This window comes from Brevundimonas sp. ALps5 (assembly GCF_058681645.1).
This window is the reverse complement of the sequence record NZ_CM178744.1, coordinates 1,086,243-1,104,171: the sequence shown is the minus strand read 5'-3', so window position 1 is coordinate 1,104,171 and position 17,929 is coordinate 1,086,243. Positions and strand designations below refer to the sequence as shown.

Annotated in this window: 17 protein-coding genes; 9 read left to right on the top strand and 8 right to left on the bottom strand. The window is 70.2% G+C overall.

All coding sequences use genetic code 11. The features are described 5' to 3' along the window. Positions 1–3 precede the first annotated feature (3 nt). Positions 4–1,896, bottom strand: a complete 1,893-nt coding sequence (gene cobT, locus ACW172_RS05255) for a cobaltochelatase subunit CobT (RefSeq protein WP_492034137.1) — start codon at positions 1,894–1,896, stop codon at positions 4–6. Positions 1,897–1,998: 102 nt separating this feature from the next. Between cobT and ACW172_RS05250 the strand changes: the two genes are divergently transcribed. The 5 genes from ACW172_RS05250 to hisC are packed head-to-tail and all read left to right on the top strand — an operon-like array spanning position 1,999 to position 9,141. After that, the gene (locus tag ACW172_RS05250) at positions 1,999–4,923 is read left to right on the top strand and encodes an ATP-dependent DNA helicase (RefSeq protein WP_492034136.1); all 2,925 of its coding nucleotides are present in this window, start codon (positions 1,999–2,001) and stop codon (positions 4,921–4,923) included. Next, on the top strand, positions 4,924–6,234 hold the full coding sequence (locus tag ACW172_RS05245) for a hypothetical protein (RefSeq protein ID WP_492034135.1): 1,311 nt from the start codon (positions 4,924–4,926) through the stop codon (positions 6,232–6,234). Between the two features lie 56 nt (positions 6,235–6,290). Further along, positions 6,291–7,349 carry a DUF2125 domain-containing protein gene (locus ACW172_RS05240; protein ID WP_492034134.1) on the top strand — a complete coding sequence of 353 codons (1,059 nt, stop codon included), beginning with the start codon at positions 6,291–6,293 and terminating at the stop codon, positions 7,347–7,349. A 1-nt stretch (position 7,350) separates the two neighbouring features. After that, positions 7,351–8,037, top strand: coding sequence for a hypothetical protein (locus ACW172_RS05235; RefSeq protein ID WP_492034133.1), 687 nt, complete (start codon positions 7,351–7,353; stop codon positions 8,035–8,037). A 9-nt stretch (positions 8,038–8,046) separates the two neighbouring features. Beyond that, on the top strand, positions 8,047–9,141 hold the full coding sequence (gene hisC, locus ACW172_RS05230; RefSeq protein ID WP_492034132.1) for a histidinol-phosphate transaminase: 1,095 nt from the start codon (positions 8,047–8,049) through the stop codon (positions 9,139–9,141). Positions 9,142–9,231: 90 nt separating this feature from the next. Here the strand turns inward: hisC and ACW172_RS05225 are convergent, their stop codons facing one another. From ACW172_RS05225 to ACW172_RS05210, 4 genes are read right to left on the bottom strand one after another with little or no spacing between them, the layout of a single operon-like run. Beyond that, positions 9,232–9,945: a lysophospholipid acyltransferase family protein gene (locus tag ACW172_RS05225; RefSeq protein WP_492034131.1), complete on the bottom strand. Its 714-nt coding sequence runs from the start codon at positions 9,943–9,945 to the stop codon at positions 9,232–9,234. Then, positions 9,942–10,598 carry a YdcF family protein gene (locus tag ACW172_RS05220; RefSeq protein ID WP_492034130.1) on the bottom strand — a complete coding sequence of 219 codons (657 nt, stop codon included), beginning with the start codon at positions 10,596–10,598 and terminating at the stop codon, positions 9,942–9,944. The genes ACW172_RS05225 and ACW172_RS05220 overlap by 4 nt, the downstream gene beginning before the upstream one ends. A gap of 9 nt (positions 10,599–10,607) precedes the next feature. Continuing rightward, positions 10,608–11,513, bottom strand: coding sequence for a cell division protein FtsX (locus ACW172_RS05215; RefSeq protein WP_492034129.1), 906 nt, complete (start codon positions 11,511–11,513; stop codon positions 10,608–10,610). Further along, the gene (locus tag ACW172_RS05210; protein WP_492034128.1) at positions 11,514–12,221 is read right to left on the bottom strand and encodes a cell division ATP-binding protein FtsE; all 708 of its coding nucleotides are present in this window, start codon (positions 12,219–12,221) and stop codon (positions 11,514–11,516) included. It abuts the gene before it with no gap. A 71-nt stretch (positions 12,222–12,292) separates the two neighbouring features. Here ACW172_RS05210 and ACW172_RS05205 point away from each other — a divergent pair, with 71 nt between their 5' ends. After that, positions 12,293–13,363, top strand: a complete 1,071-nt coding sequence (locus ACW172_RS05205) for an MJ0042-type zinc finger domain-containing protein (protein WP_492034127.1) — start codon at positions 12,293–12,295, stop codon at positions 13,361–13,363. Then, positions 13,356–13,901: a phosphoribosyltransferase gene (locus ACW172_RS05200; RefSeq protein ID WP_492034126.1), complete on the top strand. Its 546-nt coding sequence runs from the start codon at positions 13,356–13,358 to the stop codon at positions 13,899–13,901. Before ACW172_RS05205 ends, ACW172_RS05200 begins: the two co-directional genes overlap by 8 nt. Positions 13,902–13,996: 95 nt before the next feature. On the opposite strand, the gene lysA is transcribed toward ACW172_RS05200, so the two are convergent. From lysA to argH, 3 genes are read right to left on the bottom strand one after another with little or no spacing between them, the layout of a single operon-like run. Continuing rightward, positions 13,997–15,298, bottom strand: a complete 1,302-nt coding sequence (gene lysA, locus ACW172_RS05195; RefSeq protein ID WP_492034125.1) for a diaminopimelate decarboxylase — start codon at positions 15,296–15,298, stop codon at positions 13,997–13,999. Between the two features lie 7 nt (positions 15,299–15,305). Further along, complete coding sequence (locus ACW172_RS05190; protein ID WP_492034124.1) at positions 15,306–15,545, bottom strand: hypothetical protein; 240 nt, start codon at positions 15,543–15,545, stop codon at positions 15,306–15,308. Beyond that, the gene (gene argH, locus ACW172_RS05185) at positions 15,542–16,969 is read right to left on the bottom strand and encodes an argininosuccinate lyase (protein ID WP_492034123.1); all 1,428 of its coding nucleotides are present in this window, start codon (positions 16,967–16,969) and stop codon (positions 15,542–15,544) included. The genes ACW172_RS05190 and argH overlap by 4 nt, the downstream gene beginning before the upstream one ends. Here argH and ACW172_RS05180 point away from each other — a divergent pair. Beyond that, positions 16,968–17,588 carry a TlpA family protein disulfide reductase gene (locus ACW172_RS05180; RefSeq protein WP_492034122.1) on the top strand — a complete coding sequence of 207 codons (621 nt, stop codon included), beginning with the start codon at positions 16,968–16,970 and terminating at the stop codon, positions 17,586–17,588. The two genes, argH and ACW172_RS05180, sit on opposite strands and share 2 nt — an antisense overlap. Before the next feature lie 27 nt (positions 17,589–17,615). Continuing rightward, positions 17,616–17,861 (top strand): hypothetical protein, encoded by a 246-nt coding sequence (locus tag ACW172_RS05175; protein ID WP_492034121.1) that lies wholly within the window; start codon positions 17,616–17,618, stop codon positions 17,859–17,861. Positions 17,862–17,929: the final 68 nt, after the last annotated feature.

The following is a 17,929-nucleotide window of genomic DNA, read 5'->3' as shown; positions in this document are numbered from 1 at the left end:
GATTCATGCCGCCCGTCGTGCAGGATCGCGGCCAGTTCCGGCCTTGCGCGTCGCCGCCTTCGGCTCGGTCTCGAACAGTTCGGCCAGCTTCTCGATCATGACCCCGCCCAGCTGTTCGACGTCGACGATGGTCACGGCGCGGCGATACCAGCGGGTCACGTCGTGGCCGATGCCGATGGCGATCAGCTCGACCGGGCTCTGGGTCTCGATCCGCTCGATCACCTGGCGCAGATGCTTGTCCAGATAGAGGGCGGCGTTGGCGCTCTGCGTGGAATCGTCGACCGGCGAGCCGTCGGAGATGACCATCAGGATCTGGCGCGCCTCGGTGCGCGACCGCAGCCGGTCGTGCGCCCATGTCAGGGCCTCGCCGTCGATGTTTTCCTTGAGCAGCCCCTCACGCATCATCAGGCCGAGGTTCTTCTTGGCCCGGCGCCAGGGCGCATCGGCGGCCTTGTAGATGATGTGGCGCAGGTCGTTCAGGCGGCCGGGCATGGGCGGCTTGCCGGCGGTGATCCAGGCCTCGCGCGACTGGCCGCCCTTCCACGCCCGGGTGGTGAAACCGAGGATCTCGACCTTGACCCCGCACCGCTCCAGCGTCCGCGCCAGGACGTCGGCGCAGACCGCCGCCACCATGATCGGCCGCCCGCGCATCGAGCCGGAGTTGTCGAGCAGCAGGGTCACGACCGTGTCCCGGAACGGGCTCTCGCTCTCGGCCTTGAAACTGAGCGGGCTGGTCGGATCGGTGATCACCCGGGTCAGGCGGGCCGTGTCCAGCACCCCCTCCTCGAGGTCGAAGGTCCAGGTGCGGTTCTGCTGGGCCATCAGACGCCGCTGCAGCTTGTTGGCCAGCCGCGCCACGATCGAGGACAGGGCTGTCAGCTGCTGGTCGAGCAACGACCGCAGCCGTTCCAGCTCGTTCGGATCGCACAGGTCGGCGGCGTCCACCGTCTCGTCGAAGGCGGTGGTGAAGACGCGGTAGGCGTCGATGGTCCGGCCGTCGTCGGCCGTCTGCTGACGGTTGGGCAGGTCGCCCTCCGACAGTTCCGGGCCGTCGTCCGTGGCGTCGCCGTCCATCTCGGCGGGCGCTCCGTCGGGGCGGCTGTCGCGCTCCTCCTCGGCGGCCTGGTCGTCGGAGGAGCCGTCCATCGACTGACCGCCTTCGCCGCCGCCGTCGTCCTCTTCCTCGTCCTGATCGTCGTTGGCGTCAGGGTCCTGCGGATCGGGTTCCTCGTCGCCCTGATCCTCGGACGCGTCGTCGCCCTTGCCGTCGCCGGGGTCGAGCTCCAGGGCGCGCAGCACCTCCTTGAGCACCTTGCCGAAGGCGGCCTGATCCTCTGCGACCGCGGCCAGTTTGTCGAACTGGGCGCCGGCCTTGGCTTCCAGATTGGGGCGCACCAGATCGAGCATGGCGCCGGCCCCGTCAGGATTGCGCTGGCCGGTGATCCGTTCGCGCACCAGCAGGGCCACGGCCTCGGCCATCGGCACCCGCTCGGCCTCGGCGCGCAGGGCGCCCATTCGTTCCAGCCGGGTCAGCAGGGCCGCGTTCATATTGGCCCGGACCCCGGCGAGGGCGTTCGATCCCACCGCCTCGACCCGCGCCTGTTCGACCGCGTCGAAAACCTCGGCGGCCTGGCTGTCGGATGGGCGCAGTTTCGCGTTCACGGCCGGGTCGTGATTGGCCAGACGCAGGGCCAGCCGGTCGGCCTGGCCCCGGACCGTGGCGCTGTCCGGCCCCGACGGGTCGCGCGGCGGATGCGGCAGGGTCAGGACGCCGTTCGCCAGCTTCGGCCCGTCCGAGCCGAACACGACCTCCAGCTCCGATTGCTCGGCCAGGGCCCGGGCCGCATGGGCCAGGGCGCGTTTGAAGGTTTCGGCGGGAGTTTCGGGAGCGGCCATTTCGATCCGTCATAGCAGGGGGGCGCGGCGAGGAAAGGGCGCGCGTGTCCGTCTTTGCGTGTTCCCGTTCCGTTTCCGGGCCGGAATCGCTATCTAGGGGTGGTGTCAGGCGAATCCGTCATCACCCATCCTTCCGTGACCGGCGCCGAGGCCTGGCTGGCCCTGCCGCCGGCGCTGGCCGTGCCGCCGGGCGCCGGGGCGATCTGCGACGACGAGGGGGCAAGGAAGATCGGCCGTGGAGCCGCAGAGGGCGTCTTCACCACCGCTCCGGTCATGGTCGCCCACGCCAGCCTGACCGCGCGCCGTCTGGGTCTCGCCGCGCCGCCGCGTTCGGCCGACATCCTCGATGTGCTGGAGCTCTACGCCTTCGTCCGGCCCGCCCGCTTCTGCGCCCCGTCGCCGAGTGGTCTGGCCCTCGCGCTCGGCCTGTCGGAGCCCAAGGGGGCGGAGGCCCAGGCCGAGGCCCTGCGTCACGCCGCCGGCGCCCTGCTGCGCGAACTGGCCGATCCCGCCTACCCGGGTCGGGAGGAGGCCTTCACCCTGGTCGAGACGCTGGGCAAGGCCGCTGGAGGCGGGGGGGCCGGCGCCTGGGGCTGGGCATGGCGAGTGGCGGGGGCGTTGCAGCACAATCCGATGCGCGACCGCCGCTACAGAGGCTCCGGCCTGGACGCCTGGTCGCGCCTGCCGGAGTGGGAGGACGAGGCGCCACGCGGCGATGCGGGTTCCGCCCCGGTCGATTCCGAAAGCGCCCGCATCCGTCTGGCCAAGCTGCTTCAGGCCTCGGGTCTGGACGAGACCCGCCCGACCCAGTCCGACTATGCCGCCGAGGCCGCCTACGCCTTCTCGCCGCGCAACGAAGAAGGCCGCCCGCGCGTGCTTCTGGCCGAGGCGGGGACCGGCACCGGCAAGACCCTCGGCTACCTCGCGCCCGCCTCCGTCTGGGCCGAGCGCAATCAGGGCGCCGCCTGGGTCTCGACCTATACCCGGGCCCTGCAGCGTCAGATCGACCGCGAGAGCGCCAGCCTCTGGCCTGACCCCACCGAGCGCAAGCGCAAGACGGTCGTGCGCAAGGGCCGCGAAAACTACCTCTGCCTTCTGAACCTTCAGGACATGGTTCAGGCGGCCCAGCTGGGGAACGGCGACCTGATCGGTCTCGCCCTGACCAGCCGCTGGGCGCTGCACACCCGCGACGGCGATATGACCGGCGGGGACTTCCCCGGCTGGCTGCCCGGCCTGTTCGCCACGCCCCAGAGTAATCAGGCCTCGGCCGCCAACCTCGTCGACCGGCGCGGCGAATGCGTCCATGCGGCCTGCCCCCACTACCGCACCTGTTTCGTCGAAAAGACCATCCGCGCCAGCCGCAAGGCCGACCTCGTCGTCGCCAACCATGCGCTGGTCATGACCCAGGCGGCCTTCGACGGCGCCCGGTCGGCGCGCGGCCTGAAGCAGGACGGGGAGACCGCCGCCCTGAAGCGCATCGTCTTTGACGAGGGCCACCATCTGTTCGACGCGGCCGACAGCGCCTTCTCCGCCTGCCTTTCGGGTCAGGAGGCCGCCGAGCTGCGCCGTTGGATCCGTGGTCCCGAAGGCCGGGGGCGTCGGGGGCGCGGGCTGGAGCAGCGGCTCGGCGATCTGGTCGGCGACGACAGCGCCGCGCGGAAGGCGCTGCAGGACGCCATCCGCGCCGCCGCCGCCTTCCCGGGCGAGGGCATCTCGGGCCGCATCGCCCCGCCCTCGGGCGAGGTGAACCCCGTCGGCCCGATCGAACAATTCCTCATGGCGGCGCTGGAGCAGATTCGCGCCCGGACGTCGGAGGCCGCGTCTTCGGCGTCATCGGAGTTCGGCACCGAATGCGCCGTTCGCCCGGCGACCGAGCCCCTGCTGGAAACCGCGCGCGGCGCCGCCCAGGCCATCGCCGCTCTGGAGGCGCCGCTGTTGGCCCTGGCCCGGCATCTGGAAGACATCCTCGACGAGGAATCCGCCGAGCTCGAACCCTCGGCCCGGGCGCGGATCGAGGGCGCGCTGCGGGGTCTCGACCGCCGGGCCCGCATGACCCTGCCGGGCTGGCGCTCCATGCTGGCCGCCCTTCAGGAAGGCGGGGACGAACAGGATCCGGACTTCGTCGACTGGCTGTCGGTCGAGACCGCCTTCGGCCGTATCCACGACGTGGCCCTGCGCCGCCACTGGATCGATCCGACCGTGCCGCTGGAGGCCGCCGTCATCCTGCCCTCGCATGGCGTGCTGGTGACCAGTGCGACGCTCAGCGACCCCATCGCGGCGGCGGCGGGGGGCGACCAGTTCGACATGGCCCGGATGCGCACCGGCTCGGCCCGGCTGATCGAGCCGCCGCGCACGCTGAAGGTCGAGAGTCCCTTCGACTATGAGGCCAACAGCCGGGTCATCGTCGTCACCGACGTGGCCAAGGACGATCCGCGCCAGACGGCGGCGGCGATGCGCGAACTCTTCCTCGCGGCGGGCGGCGGGTCGCTCGGCCTGTTCACCGCCATCCGGCGTCTGAAGGCGGTCTATGAGCGGCTGGGCCCGGACCTGGCCAAGGCCGGCTATCCCCTCTACGCCCAGCACGTCGATCCGCTGGAGGTCGGCGCCCTGGTCGACATCTTCCGCGCCGAGCAGGACAGCTGTCTGCTGGGCACCGATGCGGTCCGGGATGGCGTGGACGTGCCCGGCCGGTCGCTTCGTCTGCTCGCCTTCGACCGCGTGCCCTGGCCGCGGCCCGACCTGCTGCACAAGGCGCGGCGGCTGAAGTTCGGGGGCGAGAGCGCCGCCGGTCGCGGCTATGACGACAGCCTCGCCCGCGCCCGCATCGCCCAGGCCTTCGGCCGCCTGATCCGTCGCGCCGACGACAAGGGGGTCTTCGTCATGCTCGACGCCGCCACCCCGACCCGCCTGTTCGCCAGCCTGCCCCCTGGCGCCGAGGTCATGCGCATGGGGCTGGTCGAGGCGGTGGAGCTGACGAAGGGGTTCTTGGGCGAGGAGGTCTCTTCCCTCGCGGCCGGGAGCGCCTAGATGCCCGGCGGCGAACAGCGGCCTCTGGCTCTGGTCGAAGGAAACTGTCAGGCCCACTTCCTGGCGGCCGTTCTACGCCATTCCGGTCTGGCTGAAGCCTGCGTCGTCGGCAGCGATCTGGGGTTTATCCCGGCTTGGGGAGGCAAGGCCTGCGTCTTTGTAGATGAGGCCGAGGCGATGGCCCTGGTCCGCGAAGCCCGCGACGCCGGCAGACCCGTGGTGAGCGGCGAACAGGTGGCCCTGGCGCCTCCGGACCATGCCAGGCCGTGGAACGGCGATGTGGAGGCCGTGATCCGGTTTCCGCAGCTCCAGTTTTTCGCCCAGAGTCCGGCGGAATTCCAGCGGCACTACGGGGTCGAGCAGTCGCCGGAGGCGCTGTTCGAGGCGGACGTCGATGCAGTTCGGGCCTGCCAGCGCCAGTCCGGGGCCCAGACGGACTATGCCGGGATGATGCTGACCGTCGGGCGGCGCGAGCCGCTGTTTCACAGCGCCCTGCATCCCGGCGCGCGCCTTAACGCGGCGATGCTGTCCGACTTCGCCCTTCGCCTTCCCGGATGCGATCCGGTCGCCATCGGGGAAGTCACCCGTCAGCTGGCCTGTGGGGAAGGCATCAATTTCACCAGCTGCCACCCCGTTCCGCGATCGCGGCAAACGGCTTTCGGCGCCGATTGGGACGGAGACTACCCGTTCTATGCCGAGTTTCTGGGGCGGGCGGAACGGTCGGATTGGGGCTGGGTGATGGAGAATGCGGACAGGGCGCGCCGGCTGTTCCCGCAAGACACCCAGACCTGGAACGTGTTGTCCCTGGCCGCGACAGCTCACCAGGATGGAGGGCTTGCAGCCCTGGCTCTGGAACGGCTGCTGGCCTTGTCGCCCGGGTTTGCGGAGTTCTGGCGGCGCGCATTCGAGCGCTGCGTCCAGACGGGGGATGACGCCGGATTTTCCGCCCTGATGGCGCGAGCCGGAGAGTTCTTCGGTGAACGGCGGCAGTTCTTCGGCCTCGCCGCCCACGCCTGGGCTGGCCGGGGGAGATGGGAGGAGGCGATCGCTTGCGCCAGGACCGGGGTGCGGCGGACGCCGGGCCGGCTTGATGCTCATCGGGTCTTGTTGGAGGTTCTGCTCAAGGCCGGGCGTCGGAACGAGGCCCAACGCCATGCCTGGACCCTGGCGCGAGGTCGCGACGTTCCGCGCATGGGGGAACTGAAGGCGTGTCTCGCCGGAATGCCAGAGGTCGAATGGGAGTGCCTGACGCGGCCCGACCCTGTGCTGTCGAGCGACGAAATCCATGCTCTGATCCTCAATCAGGCCTGAGGCGAGCGGGCGTGTGAAGCGTTCATTTCCCGACGCCTCTGCTGTAACAGGACCTCATGAGCGACACCGCACCCCCGAAAAAGCACAGCCGCGCCGGCCTGTTCGGCCCCTTCATCCTGCTGCTGATCGTGATGGCGGGCTGGAGCGTCTGGTGGTTCTACCTCGCCGATCAGGTGAAGACGCGGCTGGAGGCCCAGGTCGACGGGATGCGCGCCGCCGGATGGCAGGTGACCTATACGAAGCTGAGCATGAGCGGCTGGCCGTTCCGGCTTCGGGCTGAGGCCGACCATGTGTCGTTCGATGCGCCGTCAGGGCACGGGGTCGCCGGACCGCAGCTGGTCGCCCAGGCCACGGCCTGGAACCCCGACAAATGGGTGCTGATCGCGCCGCACGGCCTGACCGTCACCCGGGCGGGCAAGGGCAAGGTCGCCGTGCGCGGCGAAGCCATCCGCATGAGCATCCACGGCCTGACCCAGCGCTGGCCGAATGTGGCGATCGAACTGGCGAAGCCCGAGTTCACCATCCTGCCCGGCGCCGAGCCCTTCCCGATCTCGCGCGCGAAATTGATCCAGCTCTATCTGCGGCCGCATCTGGCGCCGGCGGGGACGCCGGGCGTCGAGACCAGCGTCGACATGCTGTTCCGCCTCGTCGACGCCGAGGGGCGTCCGCACGGCCCGGTCGAGGGCATGACCCGCAACGGCATGCTCAGCGCCCAGATCGAGACCGTCATCGAACACGCCGACCAGCTGTCGGGCGCTGACGCCGCGGGCATCTTCGGCGCCTGGACCCGGGGCGGCGGCCGCTTCACCCGGGTGCGCGGCGAGCTTCAGGCGGGCGACAGCCGCGCCGTCCTGTCCAGCGACCTGCTGTCGGCCCAGCCCGATGGTCGCCTGCAGGGCCAGCTGGCGCTCAAGGCCGAGAAGCCATTGCCGGCCATCGCCGGTCTGGCGCGCTCCAACTCCGGCGCGGTCAATCAGGCCGGCGCCATGGGGGCGGCCGCCGCCACTGCCGTCGCGGGCGGGGCCGGCGACAACATCGACCTGACCCTGGTGTTCAAGAACGGCCGCACCTTCCTCGGCCCCTTCGCCCTCGCTCCGGCGCCGAAGCTGTTCTGACGTGTTGATCGAGCCTGAGCTTGATGGGGAAACCGCGGCCCTCGACGCCGCCCTCGCCGAGGCCCTGAAGATGCGGCTCGAAGCGGGCGGCCGCGCGGGTCCCGACGCCGAGGCCCTGGCTCTGCGCGGCCTTCTGGACCATGCCGACACGGTCGATCAGGCCGCCCTGATCAAGGCGGTCTGGGGTCGGATCGCCGCCGATGTCGGTCCGGTCCTCTTCGCCGCCGGTCCGACCGCCCATCTGCTGGCCGCCGACCGCTTCGGCCTGCCGGTCCGAAGCTCCGCCGACGCCGAGGCCGCCCTGGTCGAGGCCGGACGCGGCGCCCGGGCCTTGATTGATCTGGACGGACCGCGGCCCTGGTGGGGCAAGCTTCTGGCGCGGCCCGACCTGCGCATCGTCGCCGCCCTGCCTGATGACCGTCACGGCCGTCCGCGCGCGGTGCTGATCTCGAACGAGACCTCCGGCCCGACCGGCGAGGACCGCACCTTCTGGATCACCGACAGCCGCGATCCGGACGCGAAGATCGCCGATGCGCTCGCAGCCTCCGGCTTCCTTGCGCAAAGCCTTGTTTCGGCGGGCGGCTTGAAGCTGTTCATGCTGGCGGGCTATGTGCAGTCCGAGGACGGGCGGCTGATCGATGCGCCCGGCTCCCTCAAGGGCGTGATCGGCGCCGCACCCGTATTCTGAGACTGCTGAATGACTGACACCGGACCCGCCCCCAAGCCCGGCATCCTCGACATCGCCCCCTATGTGGGCGGCAAGTCGGCCATCGCCGGCGTCGCCGAGCCGATGAAGCTGTCGTCCAACGAGAACGCCCTGGGCGCCGGGCAGAAGGCGCGCGAGGCCTATTCCGAGGCGATCAAGACCATCCACATCTACCCCGACGGCCGCGCCACGAAGCTGCGCGCCGCCGTCGCCGAGCACCACGGCCTGGAGCCCGAGCGGCTGATCTTCGGCAACGGCTCGGACGAGGTCTTCGCCCTGCTCAACCAGACCTATCTGACCGCCGGGGACAATATCGTCTGCGGCCAGTACGGCTTCCTCGCCTATCAGATCAGCGCCAAGGCCTGCGAGGCCTTCGTCAAACAGGCCCCGGAGCCCGGCTTCAAGGCCGAGGTCGACGCCCTGCTGGAACAGGTCGATGAGCGGACGAAGATCGTCTACGTCTCCAACCCGTCCAACCCGACCGGCAGCTACAACACCGGCGAGGAAATCCGCCGCCTGCACGCGGCGCTTCCCGAAAACGTCCTTCTGGTCATCGACGAGGCCTATGCCGAGTTCGTCACCGAGAGTGACTGGGAGACGGCCCTGCCGCTGGCGAAGGACGCGCCCAACGTCGTCGTCACCCGCACCTTCTCCAAGATCCACGGCCTCGGCGGCCTGCGCATCGGCTTCGGCTATGCCCCGCTGGCGGTGGAGCAGGCCGTCGACCGCATCCGCCTGCCGTTCAACGTCTCGGTCGCCGGCCTCGCCGCCGCCGAGGCCGCCCTCGGCGACGAGGCCCACCAGCAGGCCTCGCGCGATCTGGTCCAGACCTGGCGCCCGCGCCTGACCCAGTCGATCCGGGGCTTCGGCTTCGACGTCCTGCCCTCGGCCGGGAACTTCGTCCTCGTCATGTTCGACGGCGAGAAGCACACCGCCGCTGCGGCCAACGACTGGCTGAATTCGAAGGGCATCATCGTCCGCCCCGTCGGCGGCTACGGCCTGCCCAATGCGCTCCGCATCACCGTCGGCACGGAAGACCAGAACCGCGCCGTCATCGACGCCTTGAGCGAGTTCGCGGCATCCTAGTGCGCTAACGCCGGCGACGCGGTCGCCGGCTGCTTGAGCGCGAAGGTGTGATCGAGACGAGAGGGGTGTCCTCTGTTCCGGTCGCCTGCGTCAGCGCAGCCGTTCGAGCAGGGCCTGTGACGCCGGTTCGATGCGGCTTTCGATCAGGGTCATGAAGGCCCCGCGCTTCAGGCCGGCCGGGGCGGGCGGCAGGAATTCGAACACCACCTTGCCGGGGATGCGTTTGAAGCCGTGCGCCGGCCAGTGCTCGCCCGAGTTGGTCGCCACCAGGGCGCAGGTCGCTTCCAGATCGCGATAGATGGCCGCGACGCCGGGCTTGTACTGGCCGGGTTCGCCGGGCGCCGTGCGGGTGCCTTCGGGGAAGATGATGATCTGGCGGCCCTCGGCCAGCCGGGCCTTGGCTTGGCGCGTCATGTCGCGCAGGGCCGTGGCGTGACCTGCGCGGTCGACGGCGATCATCTTCGTCTTCCAGGCGAACCAGCCGAAGAAGGGCAGGGGCATCAGCTCCTTCTTCAGCACGAAACAGGGCTCGGGCAGAATGGCCAGCAGGGCCACGACGTCCAGCATGCCCTGATGCTTGGAGGCGACGAGGGCGGCGCCCTTGGGCCGATGCTCCAGCCCGCGCACCTCGACCCGCACGCCCGCGATGTGGCGCAGGCCGAACAGCACGAATTTTGCCCAGGCGCGAACGACCTTCAGCGCCACCGGCACGGGCATCAGCAGGGCGGGGGACAGGCCGACCGCGAAGAGCGGCATCGACAGATAGAGCCACAGGGTGAACAGCAGCGAACGCAGGGTAATCAACCGGCCTTCTCCGGAGAGGCTTCGGACGTCGCGGTCGAACCCGGGAAGACCGGATCCCGCTCGGGATGCTTGCCCGTCAGGCGATGCAGGCCCTCGCGGCCCAGAACGGCGAGGTATTTCATATATTCCAGCGTCATCCGCCGCGCCGTGACGGCGGCCTTCCACCAGCGGGAATTGTCCAGCGACGGCGTCTCGACCGCATAGGGGGTCAGCTTGATGCCCGGCGCCACGCTGTGGATCAGCACCAGCGAGCGGGGCATGTGATAATCCGAGGTCACCACGATCAGGGTCTTGTAGTCGTGGGATTTGGCCCAGGCGGCGATTTCCTGGGCGTTGCCCACGGTGTTCTCGGCCTCGAAGCCCAGGTCGACGCAGCAGTTGAACAGCTTGTCCGAGCCGGGGGTGAGGGCGCGCAGCTCCTGACGCCGGACCTCCGGATTGACGCCCGAGATCAGCACCCGGTCGCCCTTGTCATGTTCCAGCAGGCGGATGGCCGCGTTCACCCGCTCGGCCGAGGGACCGGTCAGGGCCACGATGGCGTCGGCGCGCTCGGGCTCGGGGGCCGGGGTCAGTCCCCGCACCCGGTCGGCGAAGACAAACAGTCCGACCAGCCACAGCAGGGCGACAACGCCGATAAGCGTCAGAAACTTCATCTGAACCTCCTATCGTCGTGAACGGCGTCCGCCAAGGGCGCCTCGGGCAAGGGTCGTTTGGGCCGCGATTCTGGCCGCGACAAGCGCCACCGTACCCGCCAGCAGCGGACATGGCGAGAGCAGCAGGATGTCGCCCCAGGCCATGGGGAGGGCGGTCGTCAGTCCGCCAGGGCCGCCGAGCGCGCGAAGCGCCGCGATCAACAGGGCCGCCGCGACCGCCCCGCTGGCCCCCGCGCCCGCGGCCAGCAGTCCGAACCGGGTCTGGAACAGGCCGGCGATATAGCCCTCGGTGGCGCCCGACAGGCTCAAGGTCTCGATCACGCCGCGCTGGGCCTGAAGTCCCGCCCGCGTGGCGTAGACGATGGCCGCCGCCGCCGCGCAGGCGATCAGGAGGAAGCCCGCGAGACTGAGGGCGGTGATCAGACCGGCCGACCGCTCGACCTCGCCGCGCCACAGGGCGTGATCGTCGACGCTGGCGTCCAGACCGGCCTCGGCCAGGGCCCGGCTCAGCACCACGGAACTGGCGGGCGCCTTCGGATCCAGTCGCACGGTGACGAGGAAGGGCAGAGGCAGGTCCGGCAGGACGGCCTCGCCCAGCCAGGGCCGCAGCAGATCCTCGGCGGTCTTGCGGTCCATGACGGCGGCCTCGGACACGCCCGGCACGCTGGACAGGGTCTCGGCGGCGCGGCCGGCGGCGGCCAGACCCGTCTCGCCGACGCGCGGGCGCACCTGCACCGTCGCCTCGGCGCGCAGCTGACCCGCCCAGCCATGGGCGGCGCGGTCGGCGGCGACCGCCCCCACACAGGCCAGACAGGCGATGAAGCACAGGACGGCGATCACCGCCGCCAGCCAGGTCTCGCCCGCCGCATCACGGGGCAACAGGCCGGGCGACCGACCGGGGAAGCTGGCCTTCATCTAGACGCCCCCCGTCAGGCGGCCGCGATCCAGCCGCAGCCGGCGCGCGCCCGACTGCTCGGCCAGGGCCTCGTCGTGGCTGGCGATCAGCACCGTGGCGCCCAGTTTGTTCAGCGTCTGGAACAGGTTCAGCAGCTTGTCGGCCATGGCCTTGTCGACGCTGCCCGTCGGCTCGTCGGCGATGATCAGCTCGGGTTTGGTCATCACCGCCCGGGCGATGGCCAGCCTCTGCTTCTCCCCGCCCGACAGGGACGGCGGCCGGGCGTCCATGCGCCCGCCCAGCCCGACCCAGCGCAGCATCTCCTCCACGTCGGGGGCGTATTCGGCGCGCTTGCGGCTGGCCAGCCGCAGCGGCAGGGCCGCGTTCTCGAACAGGTCCAGATGGTCCAGCAGGCGGAAGTCCTGGAAGACCACGCCCATCCGCCGCCTCAGGGCCGGGGCCGCCGAGCGGCTGATGTCGGTGACGTCCTGCCCGAACAGACCGATCCGGCCCTCGGTCGGGCGCTCGGCGAGGGTCAGAAGCCGCAGCAGCGACGACTTCCCGGCTCCCGACGGCCCGGTAAGGAAGTGGAAAGAGCCACGCGGCAGAATGAGGTTAACGTCCCGAAGCACCTCGGGCGAATCGGCATAGCCGAAACCCACGCCGCTCAGGCGGACGGTTTCGGGCGCGGATTCGGCAGCGGCGGCGCGGCGGGACGGAGCAGGCATCGATTTTCTTTGGGACCGGGGCGCGCGCGCCTCGACGGGAGGGGGCGGATCGCGCCCCGCAGTCAGACCATATGATACTGACCTGTCCGTCCTGCGCCACCAGCTATTTCACGCCTGACGAGGCCATCGGGCCCAATGGCCGCAAGGTCCGTTGCAAGACCTGCGCCCATGTCTGGCACGCCTCCCTGGCCGACGAACCGCTTGAGCTGACCGCCCCGCCCGAGGCCGCTCTGGTCGACATGGTCGCCAATGGATCGGCAGGGGGAACCGCTGCCGGCTTCGGCAAGCGGGAGGAGGCGCCCGAGAGCCTCGCCGACACCCCGGCGCCCGAGCTGCCCAAGGCCTTCCGGGCCCGCGCGGAGGAACAGCGCCGCGTCCGCCGCGCCGCCACCCACGGCGCCGTCTGGGCGGGTCTGGCCAGCGTCTTCGTCGCCATCCTGGGCGCCGCCTGGCTGTTCCGGGTCGAGGTCGTCGAACTCTATCCCCGCGCCGCCGCCGCTTACGCCATGGTCGGCTCGCCCGTGAACCCCGTCGGCCTGCAGTTCGAGGCCGTCGGCGCCAAGGCCCTGCCCAATGATCCGAACAAGGTCGTGGTCTCCGGCGCCCTGAGGAACGTGCGCGACAAGGAGGTCGTGGCCCCGCCGGTCCGCGTCGCCCTGCTGGACGCCCACGGCGCCGAGATCGGCCATGCCATCGTCGAGATCGACGCCGCCCCGGTCCTGCCGGGCGGGGTCCAGGGCTTCGCCGTCGTCATTCCTGATCCGGGCGCGCGCGGCGCCGGCGTCGGCGTCGATTTCGTCGCCCAGCCCAAGGGCAAGGCCGCGAAGGCCGCCCACGGCGAGGATGAACATGCGGCTCCGGCTCACGGCGCCCCGGCTCACGGCGATGACCACGCTGCGCCGGCGGCGACCGAGGCGGCTCACGGCGACGACCACGCTCCGGCCCCTCAGGGCGAGGCGGCGACCGCCGCCGGCCACGGACCCGCCCCCCTGACGGGCGACGCGGCCCATAGCGGCCTGCGCACGACGATCGATCACGGCGCCTCCAGCCCGGCCCTGCCGCCGGTCGACGCCCATCCGGTGAGCAGTGCGCCTGTGGACAAGGGCCATGGCGGGGCGGTATCCGCTTCGCATCATGGCTGACCCTTCCTCCCCGACGCCCGCCAAACCCGAAATCCTGCTGTCCGAGGCCGAGATCGCCCAGGTGGTCGCGCGTCTCGCCGAAGAGATCGCGCCCGTCATCGACGACGAGACCGTCGCGGCGGTGTTGCTGACCGGGGGGCTGTGGTTCGCCGCCGACCTGACCCGGGCCCTGTCGCGCATCGGCCGCCACGTCCGCTTCGACGCCCTGTGGCTCGCCTCCTACGGCGATGAAAAGACCAGCCGGGGCCGCATCGACACCTATGCGAACTTCCAGCGCTCGCTGGAGGGCCGCAAGGTCCTGATCCTGGATGACGTCTTCGACACCGGCCTGTCGCTGGCCGAGGCGGTGCGGATCGCCAGGGAGAAGGGGGCGACCGAGGTCTTCACCTGCGTCTTCGCCCGCAAGCCCTTCCCCCTGCCCGACGCGCCCGAGCCGAACTTCGTCGGCTGGCACGCGCCCAACCGCTTCCTCGTCGGCTACGGCCTCGACAACGCCGGCGCCCTGCGCGGCCTGCCCGACATCTGCGCGCTGGATTGATGTGGAAGGGACCAGGGACTAGGGACCAGGTCGAGATTCAGACGGGTAGGTCGGCCAACCAAACTAGTCCCTAATCCCTTTTCCCTGGTCCCTTTCTAAAGCCAATCCGCCATCGGTTCGCGGGCCAGCATCTCCTCATAGGTCGGACGCGGGCGGATGACGGCATAACGGTCGCCGTCGACCAGCACCTCGGGGACCAGGGGCCGGGTGTTGTACTCGCTCGACATCACCGCGCCGTAGGCTCCGGCGCCGGTGAAGACGACCAGATCGCCCGCCTGCAGCGGCGGCAGGTCGCGGCCGCGGGCGAAGGTGTCGCCGGTCTCGCAGATCGGACCCACCACATCATAGGCGGTGGGGGTGTTGTCGCCGCCGGCCTCACGCGGGCGCACCGCCTTGATCTCATGGAAGCTGTCGTACATGGCCGGGCGGATCAGGTCGTTCATGGCCGCGTCGAGCACCAGGAACCGGCGTCCATCCGCCCGTTCGGTGATCTGGATCACCCGGCTCAGCAGGACGCCCGCATTGGCCGCCAGCAGTCGGCCTGGCTCGAACGCCGCCTCGACGCCGAGGCCGTCCAGCACCCGGGCCGCCATGGCCACATAGTCGGCCGGGGACGCGGTCGGGGCTCCACCGACGTAGGGCACGCCCAGGCCGCCGCCGAGGTCGAGCCGGGTTACGGTCTGGCCCTTGGCGCGGAGCTCCTCGGCCATCGACCGCAGCAGGCGGAAGGCGGCTTCGAGCGGGGTCAGGTCGGTGATCTGGCTGCCGATATGGCAGGCCAGACCCACGGGCGTCACATGGGGCGAAGCGGCGGCACGGACATAGAGGTCCATGGCCTCGTCCGCCGGGATGCCGAACTTGTCGCCCTCGCCGCCGGTGGTGATCTTGGCGTGGCCGCCGGCGCCGATCTTGGGGTTCACCCGGATGGCGATCTCCGGGACCTTGCCCAGACGCGCCGCGATCGGAATGAGCCGGTCCAGCTCGGCCGGGCTCTCGACATTGATCTGGCGCACACCCGCCTCGATGGCGAAGGCCAGTTCGCCGTCGGTCTTGCCGACGCCGGAGAAGATGATCTTGCCCGCCGGCACGCCCGCGGCGAGCGCCCGGCGGATCTCGCCCTCGGAGACGGTGTCCGCGCCGCAGCCCAGCCGGGCCAGGGTCGCCAGCACCGACAGGTTTGAGTTGGCCTTGACCGCATAGGCGATCAGGGCGTCGCCCCCCTCTGGACCACCCAGCGCCGACTTGTGCGCATCCGCCGCCTCGCGCAGCACGCCGTAGTGCCGCGTCAGCGTGGCGGTGGAATAGACATAGGCGGGCGTCCCGACCGTTTCGGCCAGGGCTTCCAGAGACACGCCCTCGGCTTGCAGGGCGCCGTCCTTGAGGTCGAAATGATGCAAGAGGTCTCTACTGGGGATCGCGTCCCGCGGCGGGAGCGCCGAGGGGATTGGAGGGGCCGCCGTCGATCGGCACCTGGCTGGACGGCCGGTTGACCGTGGCGGGATCGGGCAGATGCGGCGCCCAGGCGTCGCGCGGCGCGCGCTCGGTCTCGCGGGGCTTCGGCGCCTCCAGATCGGCCATTCGCCCACAGGCGGCGGCCGATGCGGCCAGAACAGCGAGAACGCCGAGAACAATCAGCTTTTTCATAGACGCGACTTCCAATCGGCGATGCGGGCGCGGACCTGCTCGGGGGCGGTTCCTCCGAAGCTCTGGCGGCTGGCGCAGGAGGCCTCGGGAGAGAGCACCTTGTAAATGGCTTCGGTGATCCCGGCTTCAAGCGATTGCAATTCCGCTTGCGACAGTTGCGCCAGGCCCACGCCCTTCGCCTCGGCCATCTTTACCGCCGCGCCCGTCACATGGTGGGCCTTGCGGAAGGGCAGGTTCAGCTCGCGCACCAGCCAGTCGGCCAGATCGGTGGCGGTGGAGAAGCCGGCGCCGGCCGCCGCCGCCATACGCTCCGTGTTCGGAATCAGGGCCGCGACCATGGCCGTCATGGCGGTCAGGGCCAGATCGAGGGCGTCGAAAGCCTCGAACACCGGCGGCTTGTCCTCCTGCATGTCCTTGGAATAGGCCAGCGGCAGGCCCTTCATCACGGTCGACAGGGCGACGAACGATCCGAGGATGCGCCCGGTCTTGGCCCGCACCAGTTCGGCGGCGTCCGGATTGCGCTTCTGCGGCATGATCGACGAACCGGTGGTCAGATCGTCGGGCAGGGCGGCAAAGCCGAACATCGGCGTCATCCACACCACGATCTCCTCGGCGAGGCGCGACAGATGGCCCGCGGTGATCGAGGCGGCGGCCAAGCTCTCCAGCGCGAAGTCGCGATCCGAGACGGCGTCCAGAGAATTGGCCATCGGCCGGTCGAAGCCGAGATCGGCCGCCGTGGCATGGCGGTCGATGGGGAAGGGCGAACCGGCGAGCGCGGCGGCGCCCAGCGGGTTCTCGTTCATCCGCTTGCGGGCGTCGGCGAAGCGTCCGGCGTCGCGCCCGAACATCTCGACATAGGCCATCAGGTGATGGCCCAGGGTCACCGGCTGGGCGGTCTGCAGATGGGTGAAGCCGGGCATCAGATCGCCCGCATGCTGTTCGGCCCGGGCCAGCAGGGCCTTCTGCAGGGCGGCCAGCTGATGGCCGGTGCGGTCGCAGGCGTCGCGGACCCACAGGCGGAAGTCGGTGGCGACCTGGTCATTGCGGCTGCGCGCCGTGTGCAGTCGGCCCGAGGGCTCGCCGATCAGTTCCGACAGCCGCGCCTCCACATTCATGTGGATGTCCTCGAAGCTGTCGCGGAACGGGAAGGAGCCGTCGCGGATCTCGCCCTCGATCGTCTCCAGCCCGCCCAGAATGGCCTCGCCGTCGGCCGCGCCGATGATCCCCTGTTTGATCAGCATGCGGCAATGGGCGCGCGATCCGGCCAGATCCTGGGCCCACAAACGCTGGTCCACGCCGATCGAGACGTTGATCGCCTGCATGATGTCGGCGGGCTTCGACGAGAAGCGGCCGCCCCACATGTCTTGACCTGCGGGCTTTTGATCCGCTTTGGTCTTTTCTTCGGGGGTGGAAACGTCGGTCATGAGCGGCTCGAAGACGGCGATCGGGGTCATTGCGGGGGTGCTGCTGATCGGAGCGATCGGCGGCGGCGCGTTCCTATACGCCAAGCCTGACGCCGTCGCCAAAGGTTCTGCACCCGCCGAGGCGCCGAAAAGCGCGCTGGCCCGCTTCGCGACCGGCTCGCTGGCGACGCTCGAGACGCCCGCCGCCACTCCGGTGGCGCCCGACTATGTGTTCAAGACCGCCGAGGGCGCCGACGTTCGCTTCGCCGCCTTCCGGGGCAAGGTGGTGCTGGTCAACCTCTGGGCCATGTGGTGCGTGCCCTGCCGCACCGAGATGCCGACCCTGGCCGCCGCCGCGAAGACGTATGAGGGCAAGGACCTCGTCGTCCTGCCTATCAATGTCGACGTCGAACCCGACAAGGTCGCGGACGCGAAAAGCTTCATCGGCGTCCACGAACCCCTGCCGCTCTACAGCGACCCGAAATTCCAGCTGCCGTTCGAGTTCCCCGGCAAGGGCAAGATGCCCCAGACCATCCTGCTGGACCGTCAAGGCCGCATCCGCGCCACCTTCGCCGGCGAGGCCGACTGGAACAGCCCCGAAGCCCGCGCCCTGATCGACGCGGTGCTGGCGGAGGGGTAGACGAGCGAGCGTTTGGTGGAAAACCCGTTGAAAACGGAAGATCGGGACCGGTGGGTCACGCTCATCAAGACGCTTCGTCAGACGTATGATGTCGACCTTTTCGAAGCCGAACGCCTCGCTCTGTCGAAACCCGAGTGGCGACGCTGGGTCGAACGGCAGATCAATTCGGACAGACGATGCCGGCGAATGGCGCTGACGCACATCCGAACTCACGGTCCCCTGGCCCTGGTGATCAAGGACGGCGACCGTCTCAACATCCGTGGAGACGCCTAGGCGTCTTTCGCGTCAGCGAGGCCTGAGGCGCCCACGGCTGATCTTTGGCAAGGCAGAGACCAGCCGTA